At 72.2% G+C, this 25,044-nt stretch carries 18 protein-coding genes; 10 read left to right on the top strand and 8 right to left on the bottom strand.

Annotated features, from left to right (window positions below):
• Positions 1-97: 97 nt before the first annotated feature.
• A complete protein-coding gene (locus AB0424_RS22950) occupies positions 98-301 on the bottom strand; it encodes a hypothetical protein (RefSeq protein WP_366308255.1) in 204 nt (67 codons plus the stop codon).
• Between the two features lie 568 nt (positions 302-869).
• On the opposite strand from AB0424_RS22950, the gene AB0424_RS22945 reads away from it, so the two are divergent.
• The 8 genes from AB0424_RS22945 to AB0424_RS22910 all read left to right on the top strand — a co-directional run bounded on the left by AB0424_RS22945 (position 870) and on the right by AB0424_RS22910 (position 11,531).
• Positions 870-4,718: a nitrate- and nitrite sensing domain-containing protein gene (locus AB0424_RS22945; RefSeq protein ID WP_366308253.1), complete on the top strand. Its 3,849-nt coding sequence runs from the start codon at positions 870-872 to the stop codon at positions 4,716-4,718.
• A gap of 9 nt (positions 4,719-4,727) precedes the next feature.
• Positions 4,728-5,141, top strand: a complete 414-nt coding sequence (locus AB0424_RS22940; RefSeq protein WP_030496942.1) for a roadblock/LC7 domain-containing protein — start codon at positions 4,728-4,730, stop codon at positions 5,139-5,141.
• 162 nt (positions 5,142-5,303) lie between these two features.
• Positions 5,304-5,708 carry a DUF742 domain-containing protein gene (locus AB0424_RS22935; RefSeq protein WP_017235980.1) on the top strand — a complete coding sequence of 135 codons (405 nt, stop codon included), beginning with the start codon at positions 5,304-5,306 and terminating at the stop codon, positions 5,706-5,708.
• Positions 5,689-6,270 (top strand): ATP/GTP-binding protein, encoded by a 582-nt coding sequence (locus tag AB0424_RS22930; protein WP_366308251.1) that lies wholly within the window; start codon positions 5,689-5,691, stop codon positions 6,268-6,270. Before AB0424_RS22935 ends, AB0424_RS22930 begins: the two co-directional genes overlap by 20 nt.
• Before the next feature lie 349 nt (positions 6,271-6,619).
• On the top strand, positions 6,620-9,904 hold the full coding sequence (locus tag AB0424_RS22925) for a nitrate- and nitrite sensing domain-containing protein (RefSeq protein ID WP_366308249.1): 3,285 nt from the start codon (positions 6,620-6,622) through the stop codon (positions 9,902-9,904).
• 7 nt (positions 9,905-9,911) lie between these two features.
• A complete protein-coding gene (locus AB0424_RS22920) occupies positions 9,912-10,325 on the top strand; it encodes a roadblock/LC7 domain-containing protein (RefSeq protein WP_026057603.1) in 414 nt (137 codons plus the stop codon).
• Positions 10,326-10,417: 92 nt separating this feature from the next.
• Entirely contained in the window at positions 10,418-10,969 is a 552-nt protein-coding gene (locus AB0424_RS22915) for a DUF742 domain-containing protein (RefSeq protein WP_366308247.1), read from the top strand.
• The gene (locus AB0424_RS22910; protein WP_015036414.1) at positions 10,950-11,531 is read left to right on the top strand and encodes an ATP/GTP-binding protein; all 582 of its coding nucleotides are present in this window, start codon (positions 10,950-10,952) and stop codon (positions 11,529-11,531) included. The genes AB0424_RS22915 and AB0424_RS22910 overlap by 20 nt, the downstream gene beginning before the upstream one ends.
• A gap of 131 nt (positions 11,532-11,662) precedes the next feature.
• Here AB0424_RS22910 and AB0424_RS22905 read toward each other — a convergent pair whose 3' ends face one another.
• From AB0424_RS22905 to AB0424_RS22895, 3 genes are all read right to left on the bottom strand, one after another.
• Positions 11,663-11,863 carry an acyl-CoA carboxylase subunit epsilon gene (locus AB0424_RS22905; RefSeq protein WP_366308245.1) on the bottom strand — a complete coding sequence of 67 codons (201 nt, stop codon included), beginning with the start codon at positions 11,861-11,863 and terminating at the stop codon, positions 11,663-11,665.
• Positions 11,864-11,914: 51 nt separating this feature from the next.
• Positions 11,915-13,498, bottom strand: a complete 1,584-nt coding sequence (locus tag AB0424_RS22900; RefSeq protein WP_366308243.1) for an acyl-CoA carboxylase subunit beta — start codon at positions 13,496-13,498, stop codon at positions 11,915-11,917.
• 237 nt (positions 13,499-13,735) lie between these two features.
• Complete coding sequence (locus tag AB0424_RS22895; RefSeq protein WP_366308241.1) at positions 13,736-17,599, bottom strand: endo-alpha-N-acetylgalactosaminidase family protein; 3,864 nt, start codon at positions 17,597-17,599, stop codon at positions 13,736-13,738.
• A gap of 188 nt (positions 17,600-17,787) precedes the next feature.
• Here AB0424_RS22895 and AB0424_RS22890 point away from each other — a divergent pair, with 188 nt between their 5' ends.
• Together AB0424_RS22890 and dnaN are read left to right on the top strand one after the other, a co-directional pair.
• Entirely contained in the window at positions 17,788-18,399 is a 612-nt protein-coding gene (locus AB0424_RS22890; RefSeq protein WP_366308239.1) for a YceI family protein, read from the top strand.
• Positions 18,400-18,551: 152 nt separating this feature from the next.
• Positions 18,552-19,655 carry a DNA polymerase III subunit beta gene (dnaN, locus tag AB0424_RS22885; protein WP_366308237.1) on the top strand — a complete coding sequence of 368 codons (1,104 nt, stop codon included), beginning with the start codon at positions 18,552-18,554 and terminating at the stop codon, positions 19,653-19,655.
• A 19-nt stretch (positions 19,656-19,674) separates the two neighbouring features.
• On the opposite strand, the gene AB0424_RS22880 is transcribed toward dnaN, so the two are convergent.
• The 4 genes from AB0424_RS22880 to AB0424_RS22865 form a co-directional block, all read right to left on the bottom strand.
• Positions 19,675-21,027, bottom strand: coding sequence for a hypothetical protein (locus AB0424_RS22880; RefSeq protein WP_366308235.1), 1,353 nt, complete (start codon positions 21,025-21,027; stop codon positions 19,675-19,677).
• A gap of 43 nt (positions 21,028-21,070) precedes the next feature.
• Positions 21,071-22,687 carry a citramalate synthase gene (gene cimA / locus AB0424_RS22875; RefSeq protein WP_366308233.1) on the bottom strand — a complete coding sequence of 539 codons (1,617 nt, stop codon included), beginning with the start codon at positions 22,685-22,687 and terminating at the stop codon, positions 21,071-21,073.
• Positions 22,688-23,004: 317 nt separating this feature from the next.
• Entirely contained in the window at positions 23,005-24,339 is a 1,335-nt protein-coding gene (locus AB0424_RS22870) for an MFS transporter (protein ID WP_366308231.1), read from the bottom strand.
• An 81-nt stretch (positions 24,340-24,420) separates the two neighbouring features.
• Entirely contained in the window at positions 24,421-24,960 is a 540-nt protein-coding gene (locus AB0424_RS22865; protein ID WP_366308475.1) for a TetR/AcrR family transcriptional regulator, read from the bottom strand.
• Between the last annotated feature and the right edge of the window lie 84 nt (positions 24,961-25,044).

Genomic DNA, 25,044 nt, shown 5'->3' with positions numbered 1-25,044 from the left:
CCAGGCTAACGCGGCGCGGGGGCGGTCGACCGGCGATATCAGCGTGGCCGATGACGGGGGTGACGTGCGTCGCGACGCGGGCGCGGCCCGCGCCGGGTCAGCGCGCCGGCGTGGCGTACGGCTGGGGCTCGTAGGGCGCCGGGGCCTGCATGAGGATCGTGCGGCGGGGGTTGGCCGTCCGGCCGGGCAGCTCGGCCGCGTACTCCGGCAGGGCGCCCCGGCCGAGGTCGGCGGCGTCCGTGAGGTGGACGAGGGTGGAACGGCGGGGGTTGGCCGTGGTGCCGGGCGTCGTCGTCTTCATCGCGGTGGTCTGACCTTGTTCCGGAACGGGCGCCGCGTGCGGGCGCGAAGGGGTGTAAAGCGTCAGGCTAAACATGCCATTCCCTTCGAATGCATGGCTCAGACATCGATTCTCGTGTGAGTTTCCTCACCACGTGTGGGACATTCCTGGCATTACGGACGGTCGCCGACGGCCACGGAAAGGGACATTCCTCCACTGAATGCTCTATTCCGCTCCTGATCATGCCGACTGGGACACACCAGTACGCGGAACCATTGGAGGGTAAAAGTCCGAAACCTCCGTGATCATCTTCTACATGGGGTGACACTTCGTGCACGCGTTGTCATTCCCCTCACCGTGCGACACGCGGCCCTTGTTGGAGATCCGGCACTGTGCTGGAATTCCACGCACCGCCGCGGGTTCAAGCCGGCGCGCAGGAGGGCGCAACGCAGCGCCGGCCGTGTGGCGGGGAAGGGGGAACTGCGCCGGTCACCGATGACCACCCGGGGTACTCGCGTACCCCGACTGACGCCGACACCGTCCGCTCCGTTCACCCGGAAGGACGCCTGGTCAAAAGGTTGCGACGCTAGTGCAGGGACGTTTCAAGAGGGATGGCTCGGGGTCTCCCCAGGCCCGCCAGAGCCGAGCGGAAGCTCCGGCGGAGCAGGAACCGCGTGCCGGGACCGACCGCGGTCCCTCGGCCCCGCACGGCCCGAACCAGGGACAGGGACCGTCCGGCGACGCCGGCGACTCCGGCAAGCGCGCGGGCGCCAAGGGCAAGACGGCCAAGGCCGCTCCGGCCGACGCGTCGGCCGCCGCGCCCGCCAAGCCGCGGCCCGAGAACGAGGTCGGCCCGCGAATAGCCCTGCGCAACTGGCGCATCTCCACGCGCCTCGTCGCCCTCCTCACCCTCCCCGTGGTGGCGGCGACCACCCTGGGCGGCATCCGCATCAGCGAGTCGCTCCAGGACATGGAGCAGCTCGACCACATGCAGCTGCTGACCAAGCTGACCCGAGAGGCGACCGACCTCGCGCAGGCGCTGCAGTCCGAGCGCGACCTGTCCGCCGGTCCGCTCGCCAACGGCCGCCCGGTCAGCGACTACCAGGTCGCCAACCCGCGCCGGAAGACGGACCGCGAGTACAAGGCGTTCCTCGACGCCACCGAGGACATCCCGACCACCGAGGGCGACGAGGCGCTGCGGAGCATCCGCCAGAACGTCAGCCAGATCGCCTCCCAGGTCATCCAGCTCAACACGATCCGCGGCAACGCCTACGAGAAGGGCGTCGCCCACTCGGTGACGGTCGAGGCGTACAGCCGTCTGATCCGCTCGCTGCTCAGCCTGTCCCAGGACATGGCGCAGGCGACCAGCAACCCGGAGATGATCAAGCGGACCCGCGCGCTCGCCGCGTTCTCGTCCGCCAAGGAGTACGCCTCCATCCAGCAGGCGATCATCGCCGCCGCGCTCCCGCCGAACGACAAGACCCCGGGCCGCATCCAGCAGGGTGACCGCCTGTACGCCGACGCCGCGCTCAACAGTGAGGGCGTCGAGTTCAAGTCGTTCCAGGCGATCTACGAGTCGACCGGCGGCGACGCCGCCGAGCGGACCGCCTCGCTCACCGGCGCCAACCCGTCGATCGTCGCCGCCGACAAGTACGCCGAGCGCGTGCTGAACGCGGACGACGCGATGCCCGGCGGCACCCGTCGCGGTCACCTGAACTTCACCGACGAGTACGGCATCAAGATCAACGCCATGAACGTCATCGAGGACGGCCTCCTCGGCGACATGGAGACGATGGCCCGTGAGCTGCGGCAGGAGTCGCAGCGCGAGGCCATCATCAACGGTGCGCTGATCCTCCTCGTCCTCGGCGTCTCGCTCATCGGCGCCTTCGTCGTGGCCCGGTCCATGATCCGCTCGCTGCGCCGGCTCCAGGACACCGCGACCAAGGTCGCCCAGGACCGCCTGCCCGAGCTCGTCAAGCAGCTCTCCGAGTCCGACCCGCAGGACGTCGACACCTCCGTCGAGTCCGTCGGTGTGCACTCCCGGGACGAGATCGGCCAGGTGGCCGCGGCCTTCGACGACGTGCACCGCGAGGCCGTCCGCCTCGCCGCCGAGCAGGCCCTCCTCCGGGGCAACGTCAACGCGATGTTCACCAACCTCTCGCGCCGTTCCCAGGGCCTCATCCAGCGTCAGCTCTCGCTCATCTCCGAACTGGAGTCGCGCGAGGCCGACCCGGACCAGCTCTCCTCGCTCTTCAAGCTCGACCACCTCGCGACCCGTATGCGCCGGAACGGCGAGAACCTCCTCGTCCTCGCCGGCGAGGAGCCCGGCCGCCGCTGGACCCGTCCGGTCCCGCTGGTCGACGTCCTCCGCGCCGCCGCCTCCGAGGTGGAGCAGTACGAGCGCATCGAACTGGCCGCGGTCCCGGCGACCGAGGTCGCCGGCCGGGTCGTCAACGACCTCGTGCACCTCCTCGCCGAGCTGCTGGAGAACGCCACCTCGTTCTCCTCGCCGCAGACCAAGGTCCGGGTCACCGGTCACGCCCTGCCCGACGGCCGGGTGCTCGTCGAGATCCACGACACCGGCATCGGCCTCTCCCCCGAGGACCTCGCCGCGATCAACGAGCGGCTCGCCTCGCCGCCCACCGTGGACGTCTCCGTCTCCCGCCGCATGGGCCTGTTCGTGGTCGGCCGCCTGTCCCTGCGACACGGCATCCGCATCCAGCTGCGCCCGTCCGACTCGGGCGGCACCACCGCGCTGGTCATGCTCCCGGTCGACGTCGCCCAGGGCGGCAAGAAGCCGATGCCCAAGCCGGGCGCCGGCGGCCAGGGCGCGATGCCGCAGGGCGCGTCCGCCCCGGGCGGCCGTCTCCCCGGCGGCCCCGGTGCGGCCGGTGGCCCCGGCGGCGGACGTCCGGGCGGTGCGCCGTCCGCGGCGGCCGGCCGGGTCGGCGCCGGTCCCGCGCGCGGCCAGGTCGGTACGAGCGGTCCCCGGGCCGCGCTGCCCGCCCGTGACGGTGCCCCGCAGCAGGGCGCCCCGCAGCAGCGCACCCCGCAGCCGCAGAACGCGCAGTTCGACCAGACCGGCCAGCTGCCGCAGAACCCGGACGCGCTGCGCCCGGGTCCCGGCGGCGGCGGTCTCATCGGCGGCGCGGCGAGCGCGATCCCGTCCCGTACGGACGTGTGGGGCAACCAGGGCACCCAGGGCAACCAGTCCGCCCCGCAGGCCGGACCCGGTGCGCCGCAGCACGCCCCGCAGCACCAGGCGCCGCAGGCCGGGCAGCCCGGCGGCTACGACTTCCCGCGCGCCGAGCTGCCGGGCGGCAACCCGCAGCCGCAGCGCCCGCAGGCGGCGAGCTGGGGCAACGACCCGGCGCAGCAGCCGGTCCGGCGCCCGCAGCAGGAGATGTCCCCGCTGGACGCCCCGCGCGGCCACGAGGACCCGGAGGCGGCCGGCCTGTACGGCGCTCCGGCGCAGTCGGCCCCGCAGGGTCCCGGCTCCACGGGCCAGTTCCCGCGCCCCGACTTCGGCGCCCCGCAGGCTCCGCAGCAGGGTCGGCCGCAGCAGCCCCAGCAGCCCCAGCAGCAGGCGTACCAGGGCGGCGCGCAGGACCCGGCGTCGACGGCGCAGTTCCCGCGCCCCGACTTCGGTGCCCCGCAGGGTCCGGGCTCGACCGGACAGTTCCCGCGCCCGGACGCCCCGCAGGGTCCCGGCTCGACCGGTCAGTTCCCGCGGCCCGACTTCGGCGCCCCGCAGGTCCCGCAGCAGGCCCAGCAGCCGCAGGCCCCGCAGGCGTACCAGGGCGGCCAGCAGCAGCAGTTCGGCCGCCAGCCGTACGTCCCGCAGGCCCAGCAGCAGCCTCAGGCCCCGCAGGCCCCGGCTCCTCGTCAGCGGACCGGCGGCGACGCCGGTCGCCAGCAGCCCGCCCTCGGGCAGCCGCGTCGTCCGGAGGCGCTGCCGCCGGCCGGTGCGGGCGACGGCCGCACGCCGCTGTACGACACGCTGGAGACCAACTGGTTCCAGCAGGAGCAGGCCCAGCAGCAGGCCGCGCAGCAGGCGCAGCCGGACGTGACGCAGCCGACCCCGGTCGTGCCGTCGCCGTCCGCTCCGGCGCCCGGTGACGGCGGACGCCAGAACGGCGGGGCCGCCTGGCGGACCTCGCCCAACGACGAGCTGGTGCGCCAGGCCGAACGGGTGCGCAAGCCCGCGGCCGGCGGCGTCACCACCTCCGGCCTCCCCCGGCGCGTGCCGAAGGCCAACCTCGTACCCGGGACCGCGCAGGAGCAGGCCCACACGGCCGGCCCGCAGGTCTCGCGTGCACCCGACGACGTCCGCGGCCGGCTGACCAATCTGCGCCGCGGCATCCAGCAGGGCCGACAGGCGAACAACTCGACCACGGGGAACACCCCCCTCGGTCCGAACCACCAGCAGGAGCGTTAGTTGAACGCGATGAGCCAGGCGGCGCAGAATCTGAACTGGTTGATCACCAACTTCGTGGACAACACCCCCGGGGTGTCGCACACGGTGGTGGTCTCTGCCGACGGACTCCTGCTGGCCATGTCCGAAGGATTCCCCCGTGACCGCGCCGACCAGCTGGCGGCGGTCGCATCCGGACTGACCTCGCTGACCGCGGGCGCGTCCCGGATCTTCGAGGGCGGTCCCGTCGCCCAGACGGTGGTGGAGATGGAGCGCGGCTTCCTCTTCCTCATGTCGGTCTCCGACGGTTCCTCGCTTGCCGTACTCGCCCACCCCGAGTGCGACATCGGCCTCGTGGGCTACGAGATGGCGCTGCTGGTCGACCGGGCCGGCAGCGTCCTCACCCCGGACCTCCGCGCGGAGCTCCAGGGCAGCCTGCTCCACTAGCCGGTTCTGTACCCGGACACCCATCCGAACCGACCGACTGACCCGCAGGGCGGTACGCCCCTCCGTACCGCTCTGGGCACTGTTCACCGTCCGGCCGCCCCACCCGGCCCCCCACCGGCCCCATCAGACGGCAGAAGGTTTGCTGTCACGCCCGGAGGATTCATGACCCCGCCCCCCGCCTCTCACGATCCGTACGGCGCCTCAGTCGACGAGTACGGACATGAGGGCGACCAGCCGCTGGTGCGTCCTTACGCGATGACCGGCGGCCGGACCCGGCCGCGCTACCAGCTCGCCATCGAGGCGCTGGTCAGCACCACGGCCGACCCGGCGCACCTCGCCACGCTGCTCCCCGAGCACCAGCGGATCTGCCACCTGTGCCGCGAGGTCAAGTCGGTCGCCGAGGTGTCGGCACTGCTGTCGATGCCGCTCGGCGTCGCCAGGATCCTCGTCGCCGACCTGGCGGAGGCCGGCATGGTGGCCATCCACCAGCCGGGCAACGGAGAGACCGGCGGCACGCCGGACGTGACTCTGCTCGAAAGGGTGCTCAGTGGACTTCGCAAGCTCTAGCGGTGGCTCGGCCCGGTCGACCACCAGCGCGAAGATCGTGGTGGCGGGCGGCTTCGGCGTGGGCAAGACCACGTTCGTCGGCGCCGTCTCGGAGATCAACCCGCTGCGTACCGAGGCCGTGATGACGTCCGCGTCCGCGGGCATCGACGACCTCACGCACACGGGTGGCAAGACGACCACCACGGTCGCCATGGACTTCGGTCGCATCACCCTGGACCAGGACCTGATCCTGTACCTGTTCGGTACGCCGGGCCAGGACCGCTTCTGGTTCATGTGGGACGACCTGGTCCGCGGCGCGATCGGCGCCGTCGTGCTGGTCGACACCCGCCGTCTCGCCGACTGCTTCCCGGCCGTCGACTACTTCGAGAACTCGGGCCTGCCCTTCGTCATCGCCCTGAACGGCTTCGACGGGGCCCAGCCTTACCAGCCCGAGGAAGTGCGCGAGGCCCTCCAGATCGGCCCCGACACCCCCATCATCACCACGGACGCCCGCCACCGCGCGGACGCCAAGAGCGCGCTCATCACGCTCGTGGAGCACGCCCTCATGGCGCGCCTCAAGTAGGACGGACGGGCGCGACCGGCCGGGGCGGCTGTCCCCTGCCCCTGCCGGAGTGATCTGTGTCCTTCGACACGACCGCCCGCGCGTTCATAACATTTCGACAGAGAATTGGGGCGCCTCGGACACCCGATGCATCCGATCGGTGTCACTGCGCTCACCTGAGCCCCGCCATTTGGCGGGGCTCGCTCTTTATGCCCGTTTTACGCGTGGTCCGGACCGCAAGAAGTCGGCTTGTCCCACTGTTTGGAACGGACCCCCATCACGTGCTGCAATTCATGAACTCCCGAGTAGTACGGCCCTGAACGAAACACCGGCACAACGTAGGTGCCGACGCCGAGAGGTTGTTGGTCGAGTGAGGCGCAGCAAGGAAAGCTCCGCGGAGCAGGAGGCGCGGGGCAACTTCACCCCGCCGTCGCGCGCGGCGATGTCGCCCGCGGACGTGCCCGTGACGCCCCCGCCCGTCGAGGCGGTCAAGGGCAGCACCAGCAAGCTCTCGCCCCGCAACTGGCGGGTGCCGACCAGGCTGAACGCGATCCTCCTCATACCCGTGCTGGTCGGCCTCGTCATGGGCGGCTTCCAGGTGAAGGGGTCGATCGACACCTGGCAGGAGGCGCAGGACGCCGAGAAGACGGCGCTCATCGTGCGCGCCGCCTCGGAGTACAGCACCGCCCTGCTGAACGAGCGGGACCTGACCGCCGCTCCGCTCCTCGCCGCCAAGTCGGCCGAGGACCGCAAGAGCGACGAGGTGACGCAGGCGTACGCCGCGACCGACGCCGCCCGCGCCAAGTTCGACGAGGCCGTCGGGAACCTTCCCTCGGGCCAGGGCCTGGAGCGCCGCCTGCGGCTCTTCAAGGACGAGGAGCCCAAGCTCGAAGCGCTCCGCAAGGCCGCGTACACCCGCTCCCTCGACCCGGTGAACACCCAGCTCGGGTACACCGGCGTCCAGCACTACCTCACCGAGTTCTCCAACGAGCTCGGCCTCGGCACCGGCAACGTCACCGCGTACGGCCGGAGCGTCTACGCGGTCCAGCTGGCCAAGGGCGCCGAGTCCCTCCAGCGCTCCATCGGCACCCAGCTCCTGGTCCGGCCCAGCCGCCAGGAGGCCGTCTTCGCCCAGCAGTCCGTGGCGTTCAACTCGTACAACTACCTGGAGCAGATCGCCCTCGGCGAGTTCTCCTCCGGCGGTATGCCCGAGGACGTCGAGCTGCTGAAGAAGGTCATGGCCGGCAAGGCCACCGAGGGCGCCAAGCGCATGCAGGCCGCCGGCGTCGAGCTGCCCAAGGGCAAGGACGGCTCCGTCTACTCGGGCGTGGCCTCCGCCATCGGCACCGCCAAGGGCCCCGAGGACCTCGCGGACCTCAAGCCCAAGGGCATCACGGCCGAGACCTGGATGGCCGTCGCCACGGCCAAGTTCGACGGCTACTCCGAGGTCGAGAAGGCCCTCGTCGACAAGGCCGTGGCCGAGGCCGCGAAGATCTCCGACGAGTCCAAGACGGACGCCTGGGTCAACGGCGCCATCGTCGTCATCGCCCTGCTCGCCGCCTTCATCCTGGCCGGCATGATGGCCCGCCAGATGAGCCGCTCGATGCGCGAGCTGCGCACCGCCGCCTTCGGCATCGCCGAGCAGCGCCTGCCGATGCTCGTCGACCAGCTCTCCCGTACCGAGCCCGGCCGGGTCGACACCCGGGTGCAGCCCATCCCGATCGACTCGCAGGACGAGATCGGCGAGGTCGCCCGCGCCTTCGACCAGGTGCACCGCGAGGCCGTCCGGCTCGCCGCCGAGCAGGCCATGCTCCGGGGCAACGTCAACGCGATCTTCACCAACCTCTCGCGCCGCAACCAGTCGCTGATCGAGGGCCAGCTGACCCTCATCACCGACCTGGAGAACAACGAGGCCGACCCGGACCAGCTGGAGAACCTCTTCCGCCTGGACCACCTGGCCACCCGTATGCGCCGCAACGGCGAGAACCTCCTCGTCCTCGCCGGCGAGGAGCCGGGCCGCCGCTGGGACCAGCCGGTCCCGCTGGTCGACGTCATGCGCGCCGCCTCCTCCGAGGTGGAGCAGTACGAGCGCATCGAGCTGGCCGGCGTCCCGGAGGCCGAGATCCACGGCCAGGCCGTGACCGACCTCGTGCACCTGCTCGCCGAGCTCCTGGAGAACGCCACGACGTTCTCCTCCCCGCAGACCAAGGTCCGCGTCACCGCGACCCGTCTTCCCGACGGCCGCGTGATGGTCGAGATCCACGACAAGGGCATCGGCCTCACCGCCGAGGACTTCGCGGACATCAACCACAAGCTGGCCAACCCGCCGACCGTGGACGCCGCCGTCTCGCAGCGCATGGGCCTCTTCGTGGTCGGCCGGCTCGCCGACCGCCACGGCATCCGCGTCCAGCTCCGCCCGTCGGGCGAGCAGGCCGGGACGACCTCGCTCGTCATGCTGCCGGACGCGATCACGCACGGCGGCGGCGCGGAGCAGCCGCTCCAGGACGACTTCACCGTCTCGCAGATCATTCCGCAGCAACAGCAGCAGCAGAACGCCTTCGAGGCCGCTCCGCAGCAGCAGCCGATGCTGACCGCGGCGGACCTGGGCTTCGACGACTCGCGGTACGAGCAGCCGGCCGAGGAGGAGCTCCAGCTCGACCCGGTCAACCGCTCGCTGAACCGGGAGGGGCGTCGCGCCGCTCTCGGCGCCCAGGCGCAGTCCGGCGACCGCCCGCTGTTCCGCGACGAGGCGGAGCAGGGCGACGAGTACGGGCACCAGGACCAGGACCAGGCGTACGCGCAGGGTGTCCAGGACCAGGGCCAGGAGTACGCTCGGCAGCAGGCCCAGGAGTACCCGGCGGAGCAGTACCCGGCGCAGGAGTACGGGCAGCCGCAGCAGACCCCGGGCTACGGCCAGGAGTACGCGGCCGGCTACCCCGCTCAGGACGGCTACGACTACCCGCAGCAGGGCTATGAGGCGTACCCGCAGCAGGGCTATGCGGAACCCTCGTACGAGGCCCCGGCGGTCGAACAGCAGCCGTACGGCAATGCGTTCGATCCCCAGGCCCACCAGGCAGAGTGGCCGGATCAGAGCGCTTACCAGAACGGCTACGGCCAGGAGTACGGAGCGCAACCGGAATCTGCTCCGAGCGCTCCCGAACCGAGCCGGGACCGCGTAGGCTTCGACCGTCCGGGTCCGGCTCCCAGCCCCGCCCCGGACGCCGGCCACGCGCTGACCGACGCCGGTCTGCCGCGCCGCGGCAGCGTCGCCCCGCAGACCCAGCAGGTGCCGCAGCAGCAGGCGCCGCAGCAGCCGAAGCCCGCGCAGCCGGAACAGGGGCAGAACGACGCCGACGGTTCCGAGGAGTGGCGCTCGACCAACGACGAGCGCTGGCAGCGGGCCGGGAAGCTCAAGGACCCCAAGGCGGGCGGGGTCACCTCGTCCGGTCTCCCCCGGCGGGTCCCGAAGGCCAACCTGGTCGAGGGAACGGCGGAGCAGACGCCTCAGGGCGGCCCCCAGGTCTCCCGCGCTCCCGAGGACGTCCGGGGCAGGTTGAGCAACCTGCGCCGCGGTGTCCAGCAGGGACGCAGCGCGGGAACGGACACGAACGGATCGGGCCTCGGCCCGGGCAGTACCTACAACCAGGAGCGTTAGTGTGAGCATGAGCCAGGCGGCGCAGAATCTGAACTGGTTGATCACCAACTTCGTGGACAACACCCCCGGGGTGTCCCACACGGTGGTGGTCTCCGCCGACGGACTCCTGCTGGCGATGTCCGAGGGGTTCCCCCGCGACCGCGCCGACCAGCTGGCGGCCGTCGCATCCGGACTCACCTCGCTGACCGCGGGCGCGTCCAGGATCTTCGAGGGCGGTGCGGTCAACCAGACCGTCGTGGAGATGGAGCGCGGCTTCCTCTTCATCATGTCGATCTCGGACGGTTCCTCGCTGGCCGTACTCGCCCACCCGGAGGCCGACATCGGTCTCGTCGGGTACGAGATGGCCCTGCTGGTGGACCGTGCGGGCACCGTGCTGACTCCTGATCTCCGTGCGGAGCTTCAGGGAAGTCTTCTCAACTAACAGACAGACAGTGCGTTTCGTGCCACCGCACCGTAGGGTGCGGTGGCGCGGCTTCAAGGGACATGGACCGCGAGGCAGTCGGAGGAGGAGACGTGGGAACACCACCGGGCGCGAGCCCTTACAACGGTTATGACGCGCACCAGGCGCCGCAGGGCGACACCGCGCAGAACCGGTTCAACTTTCCCTCCGCCCCGAGCAGACAGGGTGCGGCGCAGCCTTACGCGCAGCCCCACGCCCCGTCCGCGGCAGCGGGCTCGCCGAGCGCCTCGCGCGGTCCGTCCGCCTCGGGAGGCTCGGGCGGGCACAACCCGCTCGTGCGTCCCTATGCGATGACCGGCGGCCGGACCCGGCCGCGCTACCAGCTCGCCATCGAGGCGCTGGTCAGTACGACGGCCGATCCGGCCCGGCTGCAGGGGCAGTTGCCCGAGCACCAGCGGATCTGCCGGCTGTGCTTCGAGATCAAGTCGGTCGCGGAGATCTCGGCTCTTCTCTCCATCCCCCTCGGCGTCGCCCGAATCCTCGTCGCCGACCTGGCCGAGGCCGGACTCGTCGCCATCCACCAGCCGGGCGGCGACGAGGCCGCCGGCGGTCAGCCAGACGTGACACTGCTCGAAAGGGTGCTCAGTGGACTTCGCAAGCTCTAGCGGCGGCGCGGCCCGTTCAACCACCAGCGCGAAGATCGTGGTGGCGGGCGGCTTCGGCGTGGGCAAGACCACGTTCGTCGGCGCCGTCTCGGAGATCAACCCGCTGCGTACCGAGGCCGTGATGACGTCCGCGTCCGCGGGCATCGACGACCTCACCCACACCGGCGACAAGACGACGACGACTGTCGCCATGGACTTCGGCCGCATCACCCTGGACCAGGACCTGATCCTGTACCTCTTCGGTACGCCGGGCCAGGACCGCTTCTGGTTCATGTGGGACGACCTCGTCCGCGGCGCCATCGGCGCCGTCGTGCTGGTCGACACCCGCCGTCTCGCCGACTGCTTCCCGGCCGTCGACTACTTCGAGAACTCGGGCCTGCCCTTCGTCATCGCCCTCAACGGCTTCGACGGAAACCAGCCTTACCAGCCCGAGGAGGTCCGCGAGGCCCTCCAGATCGGCCCCGACACCCCCATCATCACCACCGACGCCCGCCACCGCGCGGACGCCAAGAGCGCGCTCATCACCCTCGTGGAGCACGCCCTCATGGCACGCCTGCGGTAGTCCCGACGGACGACGGAGAAAGGGCCCCGCACCGAGACTCGGTGCGGGGCCCTTCGCCGTGCGGTCGGCCCCGGCACGCCGAAGGCCCCCGCTCCGGGCGGAGCGGGGGCCTTCGGGGTGCTCGGGGGGGCTCAGCGCCAGCTGTGCGGGGCGCGGAAGCCGTGCTCGCGCTCCAGGCGGCGCCAGCCGGCCGTGGTGCGGGCGTGGTGGTCCGTGGCGGCGTCCTCGGGGCGGGCGGCCGCACGGGCGAGCAGCACGGCCGTGATGGCGGCGAGCTCCTCGGGGTCGGCGTGGCCCTTCTCGACACGGAGCAGGTTGGCTGATGTGGTCACGTGGATGGCTCCTCTGGCTGGGAAGTCCTGCGGAGGGCGGGGAGGGAAGTCCTACTGGGGCGGGTTGCCGTGCTTGCGCGACGGCAGGTCCGCGTGCTTGGTGCGGAGCATCGCGAGGGACCGGATGAGCACCTGGCGGGTGTCGGCGGGGTCGATGACGTCGTCGACCAGGCCGCGCTCCGCCGCGTAGTACGGGTGCATCAGCTCGGCCTTGTACTCCTTGACCATGCGGGCACGCATGGCCTCGGGGTCCTCGGCCTCGGCGATCTGCTTGCGGAAGATCACGTTGGCGGCGCCCTCGGCGCCCATGACCGCGATTTCGTTGGTGGGCCAGGCGTACGTCAGGTCGGCGCCGATGGACTGGGAGTCCATGACGATGTAGGCGCCGCCGTACGCCTTGCGCAGGATCAGCGAGATCCGGGGCACGGTCGCGTTGCAGTACGCGTACAGCAGCTTCGCGCCGTGGCGGATGATTCCACCGTGCTCCTGGTCGACGCCGGGAAGGAAGCCGGGGACGTCCAGAAGAGTGATGATCGGGATGTTGAAGGCGTCGCACATCTGCACGAAGCGGGCGGCCTTCTCGGACGCCTCGATGTCGAGGACACCGGCCAGCGACTGGGGCTGGTTGGCGACGATGCCGACGACCTGGCCGTCGAGGCGGGCCAGGGCGCAGATGATGTTGCGCGCCCAGCGCTCGTGGACCTCCAGGTAGTCGCCGTCGTCGACGAGCTCCTCGATGACCTTGTGCATGTCGTACGGGCGGTTGCCGTCGGCGGGCACCAGGTCGAGCAGGACCTCGGAGCGCCGGTCCGCCGGGTCCTCGGAGGCGACGGTCGGCGGGTTCTCGCGGTTGTTCTGCGGGAGCATCGAGAGGAGGTAGCGCACCTCGGCGATGCAGGTCTCCTCGTCGTCGTACGCGAAGTGCGCGACGCCGCTGGTGCCGGCGTGGACGTCGGCGCCGCCGAGTCCGTTCTGGGTGATCTCCTCGCCGGTGACCGCCTTGACGACGTCCGGGCCGGTGATGAACATCTGCGAGGTCTCGCGGACCATGAAGACGAAGTCCGTGAGGGCGGGCGAGTAGGCCGCGCCGCCGGCGCACGGGCCGAGCATCACCGAGATCTGCGGGATGACGCCCGAGGCCCGGGTGTTGCGCTGGAAGATGCCGCCGTAGCCGGCGAGGGCGGAGACGCCCTCCTGGATACGGGCGCCGGCGCCGTCGTTGAGGGAGACCAGCGGGGCACCGGCCGCGATGGCCATGTCCATGATCTTGTGGATCTTGGTGGCGTGGGCCTCGCCCAGCGCGCCGCCGAAGATCCGGAAGTCGTGGGCGTAGACGAAGACCGTGCGGCCCTCGACCGTGCCCCAGCCGGTGATGACACCGTCGGTGTAGGGCTTCTTGGCCTCCAGGCCGAAGCCGACGGCGCGGTGGCGCCGCAGCTGCTCGACCTCACTGAAGGAACCAGGGTCGAGCAGCAGCTCGATGCGCTCGCGCGCCGTCAGCTTGCCCTTGGCGTGCTGGGCCTCGGTGGCGCGGTCGCTCGGGCCGCGGAGGGCCTGCTCACGCAGGACGTGCAGCTCGGCCACTCGGCCACGGGCGTCAGCGGGCTCGCTCGGGATCTGGTCCACAACGGTCATGTACCGACCCTACGAAGTCACCCGTGAAAACTCCGCCGTCGACTCCGTACAGTCTCGCGTGTCGATTCCTGGTGGGGCTGTACAGAACCATCACCTGTCACAGCCGAGTCGACAGCCAGACACCCCCTGTGGTTGTAGGGGTTCCACATAGACGGAAAAACGGCGAGGCGGTCGCCTTCCGGGTGACCCGGGAGAGCGACCGCCTGACCTTAGCGCCTCACCGGCGGTGCCGGGGGCTCAGTCCGCGCAGTGGAAGCGCGCGTTCCCCCAGTCGGCGTGGTCGTTGCCGTTGCCGTCGCCCCCGTCGTCGACCACCAGCTCGACGTAGGAGGCGCCCGTGACGTCGGCCGTGAGCGGCCAGGCGCTGTCCGCGGCCTTGAGGACCGGGGAGGCCGCCTTCTCCACGCCGTCGGCGAGGACGCCGAAGCGGACGCTGCCGCGGCCGGTCTGGACGTCGTCGACGCCGACCTCGGCGGTGAGCGAGGTGCACCGGCCTCCGAGGTAGTAGCGGACCCGGGCCGGGGCGTGGCTGCCCAGTCCCTTGGCGTACGTCACTCCCCCGATGCGCAGCGGGGAGCCGTCGCCGGTGCCGGTCTCGCCGTTGGAGAGGTCGCGCTCGACCGGTCCCCAGCCGTTGGTGGCCGAGGTCCACTCCAGGTCGCTCGCCCAGCTGTCGGCGGTGGGCGGCGGGGGAAGGGTGCGGACGGAGGTGGCCTGCGTCAGGCTCCGCGCGCCTCCCGAGACGGTGTAGGAGAGCCCAGCGGTGAGCGTGTACGGCTGGTGGGCGGCGTCCGCCGGCGGGGTCACCCGCCAGGTGGCGGTGGCCCGCGCGCCCGGGGCGACGGTGCCGAGGGCGACGGGTGCGGCCGGCTCGGCGGTCCAGCCGGCGGGGAGGGTGAGGGTGGCCAGGGCTCCGGTGGCGTCGGCGGCCTCGTCGTTGGCGAAGGCGGCCGTGACCTCGTTGGGGCGGCCGGGCTCCAGGGTCTCGGGCGCGGTGAGCGCGAGCGTGCCGCAGGCGGCGGGCTCCTCGGCCGGGCCGAGGTCGGTCACGGTGAAGGCGTCGAGGACGAAGTCGGCTCCGTCGGGCGCGTCAGCCCGCTTGCGCAGCCCGGTCCAGGTGTCGCCGCAGCCGGCGGTGACGACCTCCTCGAAGCGGGCGGTGGTCCGCTGCTGCCCGATCGGGGTGAGTCGGGTCTCGACGGGGGTTCCCCGGCCGTGCCGGCGGTCGTAGCCGGTGACCCACTCGTACGCGCCCGCGTGGCTGGACTGGTAGTCGAAGGCGACGCGGTAGCGGTGGCCGTCCTCCATGGGGACGGTCCAGGGCGCGGTCCGGTAGACCAGGCCGCTGTTCTCGTCGTGCGACTTGAGCGACTCGGCGCCGCCGACGACGTCGTCGATCGCCTTCCCGTTCCAGCCGGCCTGGGTGTACGGGGCGTGCAGCTGGGCGATGTGGGTGCGCGGGTCGGTCGTGCCGCCCGCGTCGCCCTTCAGGAAGGGGCCCCAGCCCTGGTCGACGGCCTCGAAGTCCTCGGACACGACGGCCCCGGCCCGGGCCGCGGGGGCGCCGGCGACGATCCGCACGTCGTCGACGCGGACCTGCGCCGCGCTGCCGGCCGCGGCCTGGATCGTGAGCCGGGTGGAGCCGTTTGCGGGTGCGGTGAAGGTGACCTTGGCGCGCTGGAAGCGGGTGCCGTTCCAGTCGGAGGCGGCGACCCGGTCCTCCAGCGTGGACCGCTCGACCGTGACGGCGCGGCCGCCGACGGACAGGGTGGTGGGCCGGGTGGCACCGGCCTCGACCTCGACGAGGGCCGAGGCGGTGTACCGGGCGCCGGGGACCAGCCCGGTGATCTGCTGGCGGACCGAGGCGGCGGCGGTGCCGGAGAGCCGGGCGCTGTTGCGGCCCTGGTCGTCGGTGTCCCGGGCGACCGTCCCGGCTTTCGTCCAGCCGGCGAGCCCCGCGTCGTTGAAGCCGGGGTCCTTCACCGGGGTTCCCTGGCCCCAGCGCGGGGCGGGCTGCTCCGGGGCGCGGTCGGGGTAGAGGACGTAGGGCTGCCCGGCGACGGCGTCGAGGGTGATCCGGCCGGCGACGGGCCGGACGGTCGCGGTCCGGACGCGTCCGTTGTCGGTGAGCCGGTAGACGGTGTACGAGCGGGGCCCGGCGGGGACGTCCCAACTGGTCGTGCCGCCGGTCCTGTTGTAGTGGTAGAGCTTCTTCCCGCCGTCCCAGGGCAGCAGGTAGCCCTCGCCGTCGAGGACCTTGCGGCCGTGGTCGTAGAAGGTGCGGCGGCCGTTCTCGACGGTGCCGCGGACGCCTCCGGTGAAGGTGATGTCGTTGCCGTCCCAGCGGGTGATGCGCTGCTGCTGGAGGTACTTGGCGGGCAGGTTGCGCTGCCAGACGTTGGCGGTGAAGGCGTTCCAGTCGGTCTCGCCGGTCCAGCCCTCGAAGTCGACGAGGGCGGTCTGGCCGAGGACCGGGTGGTCGTTCCAGACGTCCTTCTCGCCGTTGCGGATGAAGCGGACGATCCGGGAGTTGAGGCCCTTGTTGGTGGCGCCGCCGTAGTCGAGGTCGTTGGCCCAGTGGGACCAGAGGGAGGCCCGCTCGAACTTCTCGGACCACTCGGTGGCGACGTTCCAGCCCTGGGCCTGCACGGCCTGCATCGTCTTGTCGGCGATCCAGCCGTGCGTGTAGTAGACGTCGATGTAGAGCGTGGACAGGCGGGGGTCGGTCTCCTCGCGCAACTGCCGGAAGCGGCGGGCGAGGTCGCCGCTGTTGATGTCGCGGCGCTGGTCGATGTAGTAGCTCTGGTTGAGCCAGTTCCAGCCCGGCTTCGTCCGGTCGACGAGCGTCTCGTCGAAGTTCCTCGCCTCGGGGTACGCCTCGGTGGCGTTCACGTGGACGCCGAAGTCGGCGCCCCACTTGCCGCCCTCCCTGAGCAGGGTGTTGAGGTCGGCGAGGCCACCGGCCCGCTTGTTGTAGTTGCCGCCGTAGTCGGGGTGGGCGGAGTCGTGGCCCTCGGAGCCGTACCCCTTGAGCAGCGCGAACTGGCCGAGTCCGTCGGTGGCCAGCGAGATCCGCTTGACGTCGTCGAGGGTGCGCAGGAAGGGGTGGGTGGCCTGGGAGGCGAAGTTGAACGGGATGTGGGCGACGACCCGGCGGGGGGTCTGCTCGCTGCCGGGGGCCTTGATCCCGATCGAGCGGAAGGCGACGGCGCCGTCCTGCCAGTCGGTGACGCCGTCGGCGTTGGCGTCGGGGGTGACGACGACCTTGGCCCAGGGCAGGCCGTCGCCGCTCTCGGGCCGCGGGGCGCCGTCGCCGCGGTAGGTCCACTGGCCGGACCAGACGCCGACGCGGGTCTCGGCGCCGTTCCTGCGGGCCTGGTGCCAGAAGCGGGCGCCGTCGCGGGCGCTCGCGCCGGCCGGCTTGTCGTAGCTGGAGTTGGACTCGACGGCGGCGGCCAGCCGGCCGGTGCTGACGATCGCGTAGCTGGCGCCGACCGGGTTCGCCTCGGTGGCGGTGGCGTCGGTGACCTGGGCGAAGACGTCGGCGGTCCGGGTGGAGTCCGGGTCGAGGCGGGTGAAGGCGGTGGCGGCGCCACCGTCCGCGGAGCCGACAGAGACGAGGTCGTGGCCGGGGATGTCGAGGGTGCCGACCCGGAAGGTCTCGGTGTCGCGGACGGCGGTGACCCGGAAGGTGGTGGTCGCGCCCGTCACGCTCAGGCTCGCGTCGATCTCGACGCCGGGCAGGTCGGGGAAGGCGAGGGTGTACGCGGCGGAGCGGGCGGTCAGGACGGGGGCGCCCTTGGCCAGGACGGTGCGGGCGGTGCCGTTGAGGACGACCTGGGTGACCGGGGCCGTACTGCCGAGGAGCCGGGCGCCGGTCGCGCGGTCGGTGTACGACAGGACGCGGGGGAAGTCCTCCGCGACGGCGACGGAGAGCCGGTCGGATCCGATGACGGCGGTGGCGGCGGGGGCTTCGGAGGCGGTGGGCGGGGCGGCCGCGGCGGTGTCGGCGAGGGCGGGTCCCGACAGGGCCAGCACGGTCGCCGAGGCCGCCGCGAGCGCGCAGGCCGCGCGGAGTCTCGGGGAGAGGGGGAGGGACATGCGGACCAGTCAGCCGCGCCCCGGCGGCACCGTCAACGCGATCGTGCCGCGCGGGACCCTCCAGTCCAAGAACCGCCTCCGGTTAGTCCAAGTGCCGTCGACGTTTTCCCCAGATGTTGAATGTTGAACGGAATAGGGCTACAGTCGTTCTCGTTGAAGGTTCAACAAACACCGACAAGGAGCACGTCATGGGTCTCTTCACCCGCAAGAACAACGAGTCCGCCGTCGCCGTCGCCACCCTCCCCGTGGACCCGGCCCTGGCCGCCCTGACCGGCGCGTACAGCATCGACCCGGCGCACAGCAGCATCGGCTTCACCGTCCGTCACGCGATGGTCACCAACGTCCGCGGCACCTTCGCCGAGCACGAGGGCGCACTGAACCTGGACGGGGCGAACCCGGGTGCCTCCACCGCCTCCATCGACGTCAAGATCGCCTCCATCGACACGGGCATCGGCGACCGCGACGGCCACCTGCGCAGCGGCGACTTCTTCGACGCCGAGCAGTTCCCCCTCATGACGTTCCGCTCCACCGAGGCCGCGCAGCTGGGCGGCGACAAGTACCGGATCACCGGCGACCTGACCATCAAGGACGTCACCAAGCCGCTCTCCATCGACCTGGAGTTCAACGGCACCGCCACCGACGTCTACGGCAACGAGCGCGTCGGCTTCGAGGGCTCCGCCGAGATCCTGCGCTCCGAGTGGGGCCTGACCTGGAACGCGGCCCTGGAGACCGGCGGCGTGATGGTCAGCGACAAGGTCAAGCTGAACTTCGACATCTCCGCCATCAAGAACGCCGCCTGACCCCGGGTCCACCCCCTCCGGAGCCCCACGAGCGCGCCCGCCCTCCGCACCCGCGGAAGGCGGGCGCTCGGCGTTCCCGACGGCGGGCCGACACCACGGGCCGACCCTGCGGGCCGACTCCGCTGTCAGTGCCGGCCGCTAGCGTCGGCGGCATGGAATTCCGCATCGACAGCGCCGTGTTGACCGAGGCCGTGACCTGGGCCGCCCGGGTCCTGCCCACCCGCTCCCCGCTGCCCGTCCTCGGCGGCCTGCTGCTGGAGGCGGCGGACGGCCGGCTGCGGGTCTCGGGGCTCGACCACGAGGCATCGGCCCGTGTCGAGGTCGAGGCCGACACCGCCGTCCCGGGCCGGGCCCTGGTCCTCGGCCGCCGCCTGGTCGACATCTGCAAGGTGCTCCCCCGGGGCCACGCGGAGCTCGCCGTGGAGGGCGCCCGCCTCTCGGTGACCTCGGGCGACGCCCGCTTCGGCCTCTCCCTGCTGCCGCTCGCCGACTACCCCGCCGCTCCGGCGCTGCCCGAGGTCCGCGGCCTGGTGGACGGCGACGCCTTCGCCGCGGCCGTCGGACAGGTGGCCGTCGCGGCCGGCCGGGACGACTCGCTGCCCGTCCTGACCGGCATCCGGCTCGCCCTGGACAGCGACACGATGACGCTGGCCGCCACCGACCGCTACCGGTACGCCGTCCGCACCCTGGAGTGGAAGCCCGGGGCGGGCGGCGCGGGCGAAGGCGCCGACGTCGTGGTCCCGGCCCGCCGCCTCACCGAGATCGCCCGCTCCCTCGCCGGCGCCGGCCCGGCCCGCCTCGCCCTCGACGCCGGCTCCCTGGGATTCGAGAGCGCCGGCACCCGCGCCACCACCCGGCTGCTCGACGGCCGGCTCCCCCGCCACGACAAGCTCTTCGCGCTCGGCGACCACGCCCTCGCGGTGACCGGCCTGAGCCCGCTCACCGAGGCGGTCCGCCGGGTCGCCGTCGTCGCCGAGGGCGACAGCCCGGTCCAGCTGGCCTTCTCCTCCTCGGGCCTCCACCTCCGGGCGGGGTACGAGGACGACGTCGCCTCCCAGCGCCTGCCCGCCACCCTCGCCGGGGCGGAGTCGATGACGGTCGCCTTCAACCCGGGCTACCTCCTGGACGCGCTCGGCTCGCTGGACACCCCGGAGGTCCGCTTCCACCTCCTCGGGCCCGGTCAGCGCGCCCTGCTCACCGACGGCCCGGACGGCGCCCACCGCCATCTGCTGATGTCGGTGAAGCCGCTGATCTGAGCCGGGGCGGCCCGCCGGGTCAGAACCCGCCGCCGCCGTCGAAGCCGCCGCCCCCGCCGAAGTCCCCGCCGCCCCCGAAGTCGCCGCCGCCGAAGTCGCTCGAACCGAAGTCCCCGGAGCCGAAGTCGGCGCCGGAGAAGTCGCCGCCCTGGAACTCGCCGCCGCCGTACTCCGCGGCGTAGGCCGGGGTGGCGAGCGCGGAGCCGAGCATGGTGCCGACGAGGAGGCCGGGGAGCATGCCGCCGCCGAAGTACCCGCCTGCCCAGGGGCCGTACGCCGGGCCCGCCTCCCAGTAGGGGCGGCGGCCGCCGTCGGTCTCCACGGTGCGTGCGACGGGGTCGAGCCCGTCGTCGAGGCGGGCCGCGTCGGCCGCGCAGACCGGGACCCGGCGCGGGGCGCCGGCGGCCGGCGTCCAGTCGCGGTCCCCGGCGGCGGGACCGTGCCGCGGGTCGAAGAAGCACGGGGGCCGGCGCTCCGGGAGCGGCCTGCTCTCGCGGCGGGCGGCCAGGACGGCGAGGGAGTAGCGGCCGTCCTCCAGGGCCTGGGTGACCGGGCGGACGTCGTGCGGCCGGGCGGCCGCGGCCATCAGGGACTTGGCCCGGTCGTACGAGTCGAGGGCGCGTTCGTAGTCCCCGCGCATGGCGTCGTCGGCGCCGGGCTCGGCCGGGTGGAAGTCGAGGCGTTCGAGCTCCTCGCCGAAGGCGGTGATGTCCTCGTCGACGACCACCCGCAACCGGTCGAGGGCGGCCCGCTCCTCGGCCTCCTTGCGGAGCCGGTTGCGGCGGACCACGGCGTACGCCCCCGCTCCGCCGGCCACGACGACCGCGCCGAGGGCGACGAGACCGGCCACCGGGACCCCGGAGTCGGCGGGGGCGGCGCCCCAGGACGCGGGGGCGGAGCCGCGCAGCACCGGCAGGGCCTGGTCGACGAAGTTGTTCAGCTCGGTGGCCGCGTCGGCACCCGGCTGCCGGACGGAGGTGACGAGGTTGCCCACGGCGTCGCGGGACATCACGGCGCGGTCGGCGCGGGCGTCGAAGCCGTCGCCGAGCCGGATCGCGTACAGGCCGGTGATGCCGGTCCGCGTCCGCAGGTTCTGGAAGAGGTCCTCCGGCGGGAACTGTCCGTTCGCCGGCAGCACCGCCACGAAGAGCGGCTTGTCCGCGTCCTCGATCTTCTGCGCGAGGGCCTTGGCGTCGGCTGCGGAGAGCTGGTCGGCGGCGCCCGGGTCGACGTAGACCGGGCCCTGCTTCAGGGCGGCGGCCGCGTCGGGTACGCCCGTGGCCCTGGCGCCCGCGAGGGGTGCCAGGACCAGAAGCAGGAGCATCGTCAGCCCCGCGAGGGCCGACCCTGTGGACATCGCCCTGGTCCTCATGGTTCGACGCTACCCGAACGACGCCGAACAGGACATAGAGGGACTATTCGGCGGGGTCGATCCCGGCGCGCAGCAGACCGTAGGTGAAGGCGTCCTCCAGGGCCTGCCAGGAGGCGGCGATGACGTTCTCGCCGACACCGACCGTGGACCACTCGGTGTTGCCGTCGCTGGTGGTGACCAGGACCCGGGTCGTGGACTCGGTGCCGTGGCGGCCCTCCAGGATGCGGACCTTGTAGTCGACCAGCTCGAACTTGGCCAGCGGCGGGTACATGCGCTCCAGCGCCACCCGCATCGCCCGGTCGAGGGCGTTGACGGGGCCGTTGCCCTCGGCGGTGGCGACGATCCGCTCGCCCTTGGCCCAGAGCTTCACGGTGGCCTCGTTGGCGTGGGTGCCGTCGGGGCGGTCCTCGACGATCGCGCGCCAGGACTCGGTGCGGAAGTAGCGGCGGGCCCGGCCCTCGGCCTCCTCGCGGAGCAGCAGCTCGAAGGAGGCGTCGGCGGCCTCGTACGTGTAGCCCTGGAGCTCGCGCTCCTTGACCCGCTCGACGACCCGGCCGACGAGGGCGCGGTCGCCGCCCAGGTCGACGCCGAGCTCCTTGCCCTTGAGCTCGATGGAGGCGCGGCCCGCCATGTCGGAGACCAGCATCCGCATGGTGTTGCCGACCAGCTCGGGGTCGATGTGCTGGTAGAGGTCGGGGTCGACCTTGATCGCCGAGGCGTGGAGTCCGGCCTTGTGGGCGAAGGCGGAGACGCCGACGTACGGCTGGTGGGTGGAGGGGGTCAGGTTGACGACCTCGGCGATCGCGTGCGAGATGCGGGTCATCTCGGCGAGCGCGCCCTCGGGGAGGACCGTCTTGCCGTACTTGAGCTCCAGGGCCGCGACGACCGGGAAGAGGTTGGCGTTGCCGACCCGCTCGCCGTAGCCGTTGGCGGTGCACTGGACGTGGGTGGCGCCGGCGTCGACGGCGGCGAGGGTGTTGGCGACGGCGCAGCCGGTGTCGTCCTGGGCGTGGATGCCGAGGCGGGCGCCGGTGTCGGCGATGACGGTGGCGACGACGGCCTGGATCTGGGCGGGGAGCATGCCGCCGTTGGTGTCGCAGAGGATGACCACGTCGGCGCCGGCCTCGTGCGCGGCGCGGACGACGGCCTTGGCGTAGTCGGGGTTGGCCTTGTAGCCGTCGAAGAAGTGCTCGCAGTCGACGAAGACCCGGCGGCCCTGGGAGGTCAGGTGGGCGACGGTGTCGCGGACCATCTCCAGGTTCTCGTCGAGCGTGGTGCGCAGGGCCAGCTCGACGTGCCGGTCGTGGGACTTGGCGACCAGGGTGACCACCGGGGCGCCGGAGTCGAGGAGCGCCTTGACCTGCGGGTCCTCGGCGGCGTTGCCGCCGGCCCGGCGGGTGGCGCCGAAGGCGACGAGCTGCGCGTTCTTGAACGCGATCTCCTGCTGCGCGCGGGCGAAGAACTCCGTGTCGCGCGGGTTGGCACCGGGCCAGCCGCCCTCGATGAAGCCCACGCCGAAGTCGTCGAGGTGTCGCGCGATGGTCAGCTTGTCCGCGACGGTGAGGTTGATGCCTTCACGCTGCGCCCCGTCGCGCAGCGTCGTGTCGAAGACATGGAAGCTGTCGTCGAGGGGCGCGCTCTCGGCGTTCTCCGTGGTCATGACTGTGATGGCTCCTGTCGGATGTGGCTCCGGAAGGTCTGGATCCACTTGCCCCCATTCTCACGCGTCGTCCGTTTCCGGCATGGGTGGGGCCGGAAAACGAAAAAACCCCTCGCGGGTGCGAGAGGTCTGCGCGCGGGTCTGGGGCACGGTGTCCACTGCCGCGGGGGTCGTGCCGCGATTCAGTGGCCACTGCGGACCGGCGCGCTGCTGCCGATAATCATCGTGGTAGCAAGCACGTCGGCAGTCTGCCACAGCCGCACGGGGGGCGGCCCCGCAGTCTCAGGATGCGGGCGGGGCGCCCCGGGCCCGGCGGTTCAGGCGGTGGGGGCCGGGGCCGGCCGCTTCTCCCCGGCCCGGTCCGCGCTCCCCCGGCGGCCGACGCGGGCCAGGTCGATGTCGCGGGTCTCGCGCATGGCGAGGTAGACGACCAGCGAGACGGCGGCGCAGCCGGCGACGTACCAGGAGAAGCCGGACTCGATGCCGGCGTTCTTGAACCAGAGGGCCACGTACTCGGCGGTGCCGCCGAAGAGGGCGTTGGCGAGGGCGTACGGCAGTGCGACGCCGAGGGCGCGGATGCCGGTCGGGAAGAGCTCGGCCTTCACGCAGGCGTTGATGGAGGTGTAGCCGGTGACGACGAGGAGCGCGAGGAGGGAGAGCCCGAGGGCCGGCCAGAAGGAGTCCGCGCGCTTCAGCAGCGCCAGGATCGGCACGGTGAGCAGGGTGGAGCCGACGGCGAAGGTGATCAGGAGGGGGCGTCGGCCGATCCGGTCGGAGAGCAGGCCCGCCAGCGGCTGGAGGCAGGCGAAGACGATCAGCGCGCAGAAGGAGACCAGGGTGGCGGTCCGCTGGGGGAGCCCGGCGGAGTTGGACAGGTACTTCGTGAGGTAGGTCGTGTACGTGTAGTAGGCCACGGTCCCGCCCATGGTGAGCGCGACGACGAGGAACGCCTCCCGCTTGTGCGCCCAGAGGGCCCGGAGGGTGCCCTGGGCGCCGTCCGCGACGCCGTCGCCCGCGGTCTCCTCGTACACCTCGGTCTCCAGCATGGTGCGGCGCAGGTAGAAGACGACGGCCGCGCCGAGGGCGCCGACGACGAAGGGGACGCGCCAGCCCCAGCCGTGGAGGGCCTCGGTGGTCAGGGTGTGCTGGAGGGCGATCAGCAGGCCGAGTCCGAGGACCTGGCCGGCGGTCATCGAGACGTACTGGAAGCTGGAGGCGAAGCCGCGGTGGCGCGGCGCGGACGCCTCGGTGAGGTAGGTGGCGCTGGCGGCGTACTCGCCGCCGACGGAGAGGCCCTGGAGGAGGCGGGCGACCAGGAGGACGGCGGCGCCGCCGTAGCCCGCGACCTCGTAGGTGGGGGCGAGGGCGATGAGGAGGGCGGAGGCCGACATGAGGGTGACGGTGAGGGTGAGGGCGGTCTTGCGCCCCCTGCGGTCACCGACCCGGCCGAGGAGCCAGCCGCCGACCGGGCGCATGAAGAACCCGACGGCGAAGATCCCCGCCGTGTTCATGAGCTTGGCGGTGTCGTCGCCGTCGGGGAAGAACGCCCCCGCGAAGTAGGGCGCGAAGCTCGCGTACACGAACCAGTCGAACCACTCCACCATGTTGCCCGCGGAGCCGACCCAGATCTTCTTCCAGTGCTCTCGTCCCATGGACCGGAACCGTGCCGGAGTCGGCCGGGCGGCAACAAGGGTGCATCGCACAACGATCGGGACTACTTCCGTGCCTAAAGGTCACGGGATCAGGGTTTGGGCGATGAACTCCCTCACGTGATCGAGCACTTGCCCCCGGCCGGTGCCGGGGATGCCGACGGCGACGTGCACGCTGAAGCCGTCGAGGAGGGCCCGCATCCGGCTGGCGAACCGGTCCGGGTCGACCGTCCGGAACTCCCCCCGCGAGACGCCCTCGGCCAGGATCGCGACCAGGTCCCGGTGCCAGGCCCCCTCGATGGCCGCCTGCCGGGCCCGGGCGTCGTCGTCGGCGTTCTGCGACCGGTTCCAGACCTCCAGCCACAGCGTCCAGTGCGGATCGCGCGGCCCTTCGGGCACGTACACGTCCACGTAGCCGTCGAGCCGTTCGCGCGCGCTGCCGGGACCGGACAGCAGGGCGCTGCGCCGCGCCCCCAGCCGCCCCTCGCTCCACTCCAGCGTCCGCAGCAGGAGTTCGTCCTTGGTGCGGAAGTAGTAGAGCAGGTGGCCGCTGCTCATCCCCACCTGGCGCCCCAGCCCCGCCATGGTCAGCCCGTCGAGCCCGCGCTCGGCGATCGTGTCCATGGCCGCGGCGAGCACGTCCTCGCGCGGCGGCGCGGCCTGGTTGCGGCGGCGGGGGTGGGGTGGGGTGGGGTCGCTGCTCTGACT

The sequence above is a fragment of the Streptomyces sp. NPDC051180 genome, assembly GCF_040689545.1.
Lineage (GTDB): Bacteria > Actinomycetota > Actinomycetes > Streptomycetales > Streptomycetaceae > Streptomyces.
This window is presented reverse-complemented; position numbering and strand designations above follow the sequence as displayed.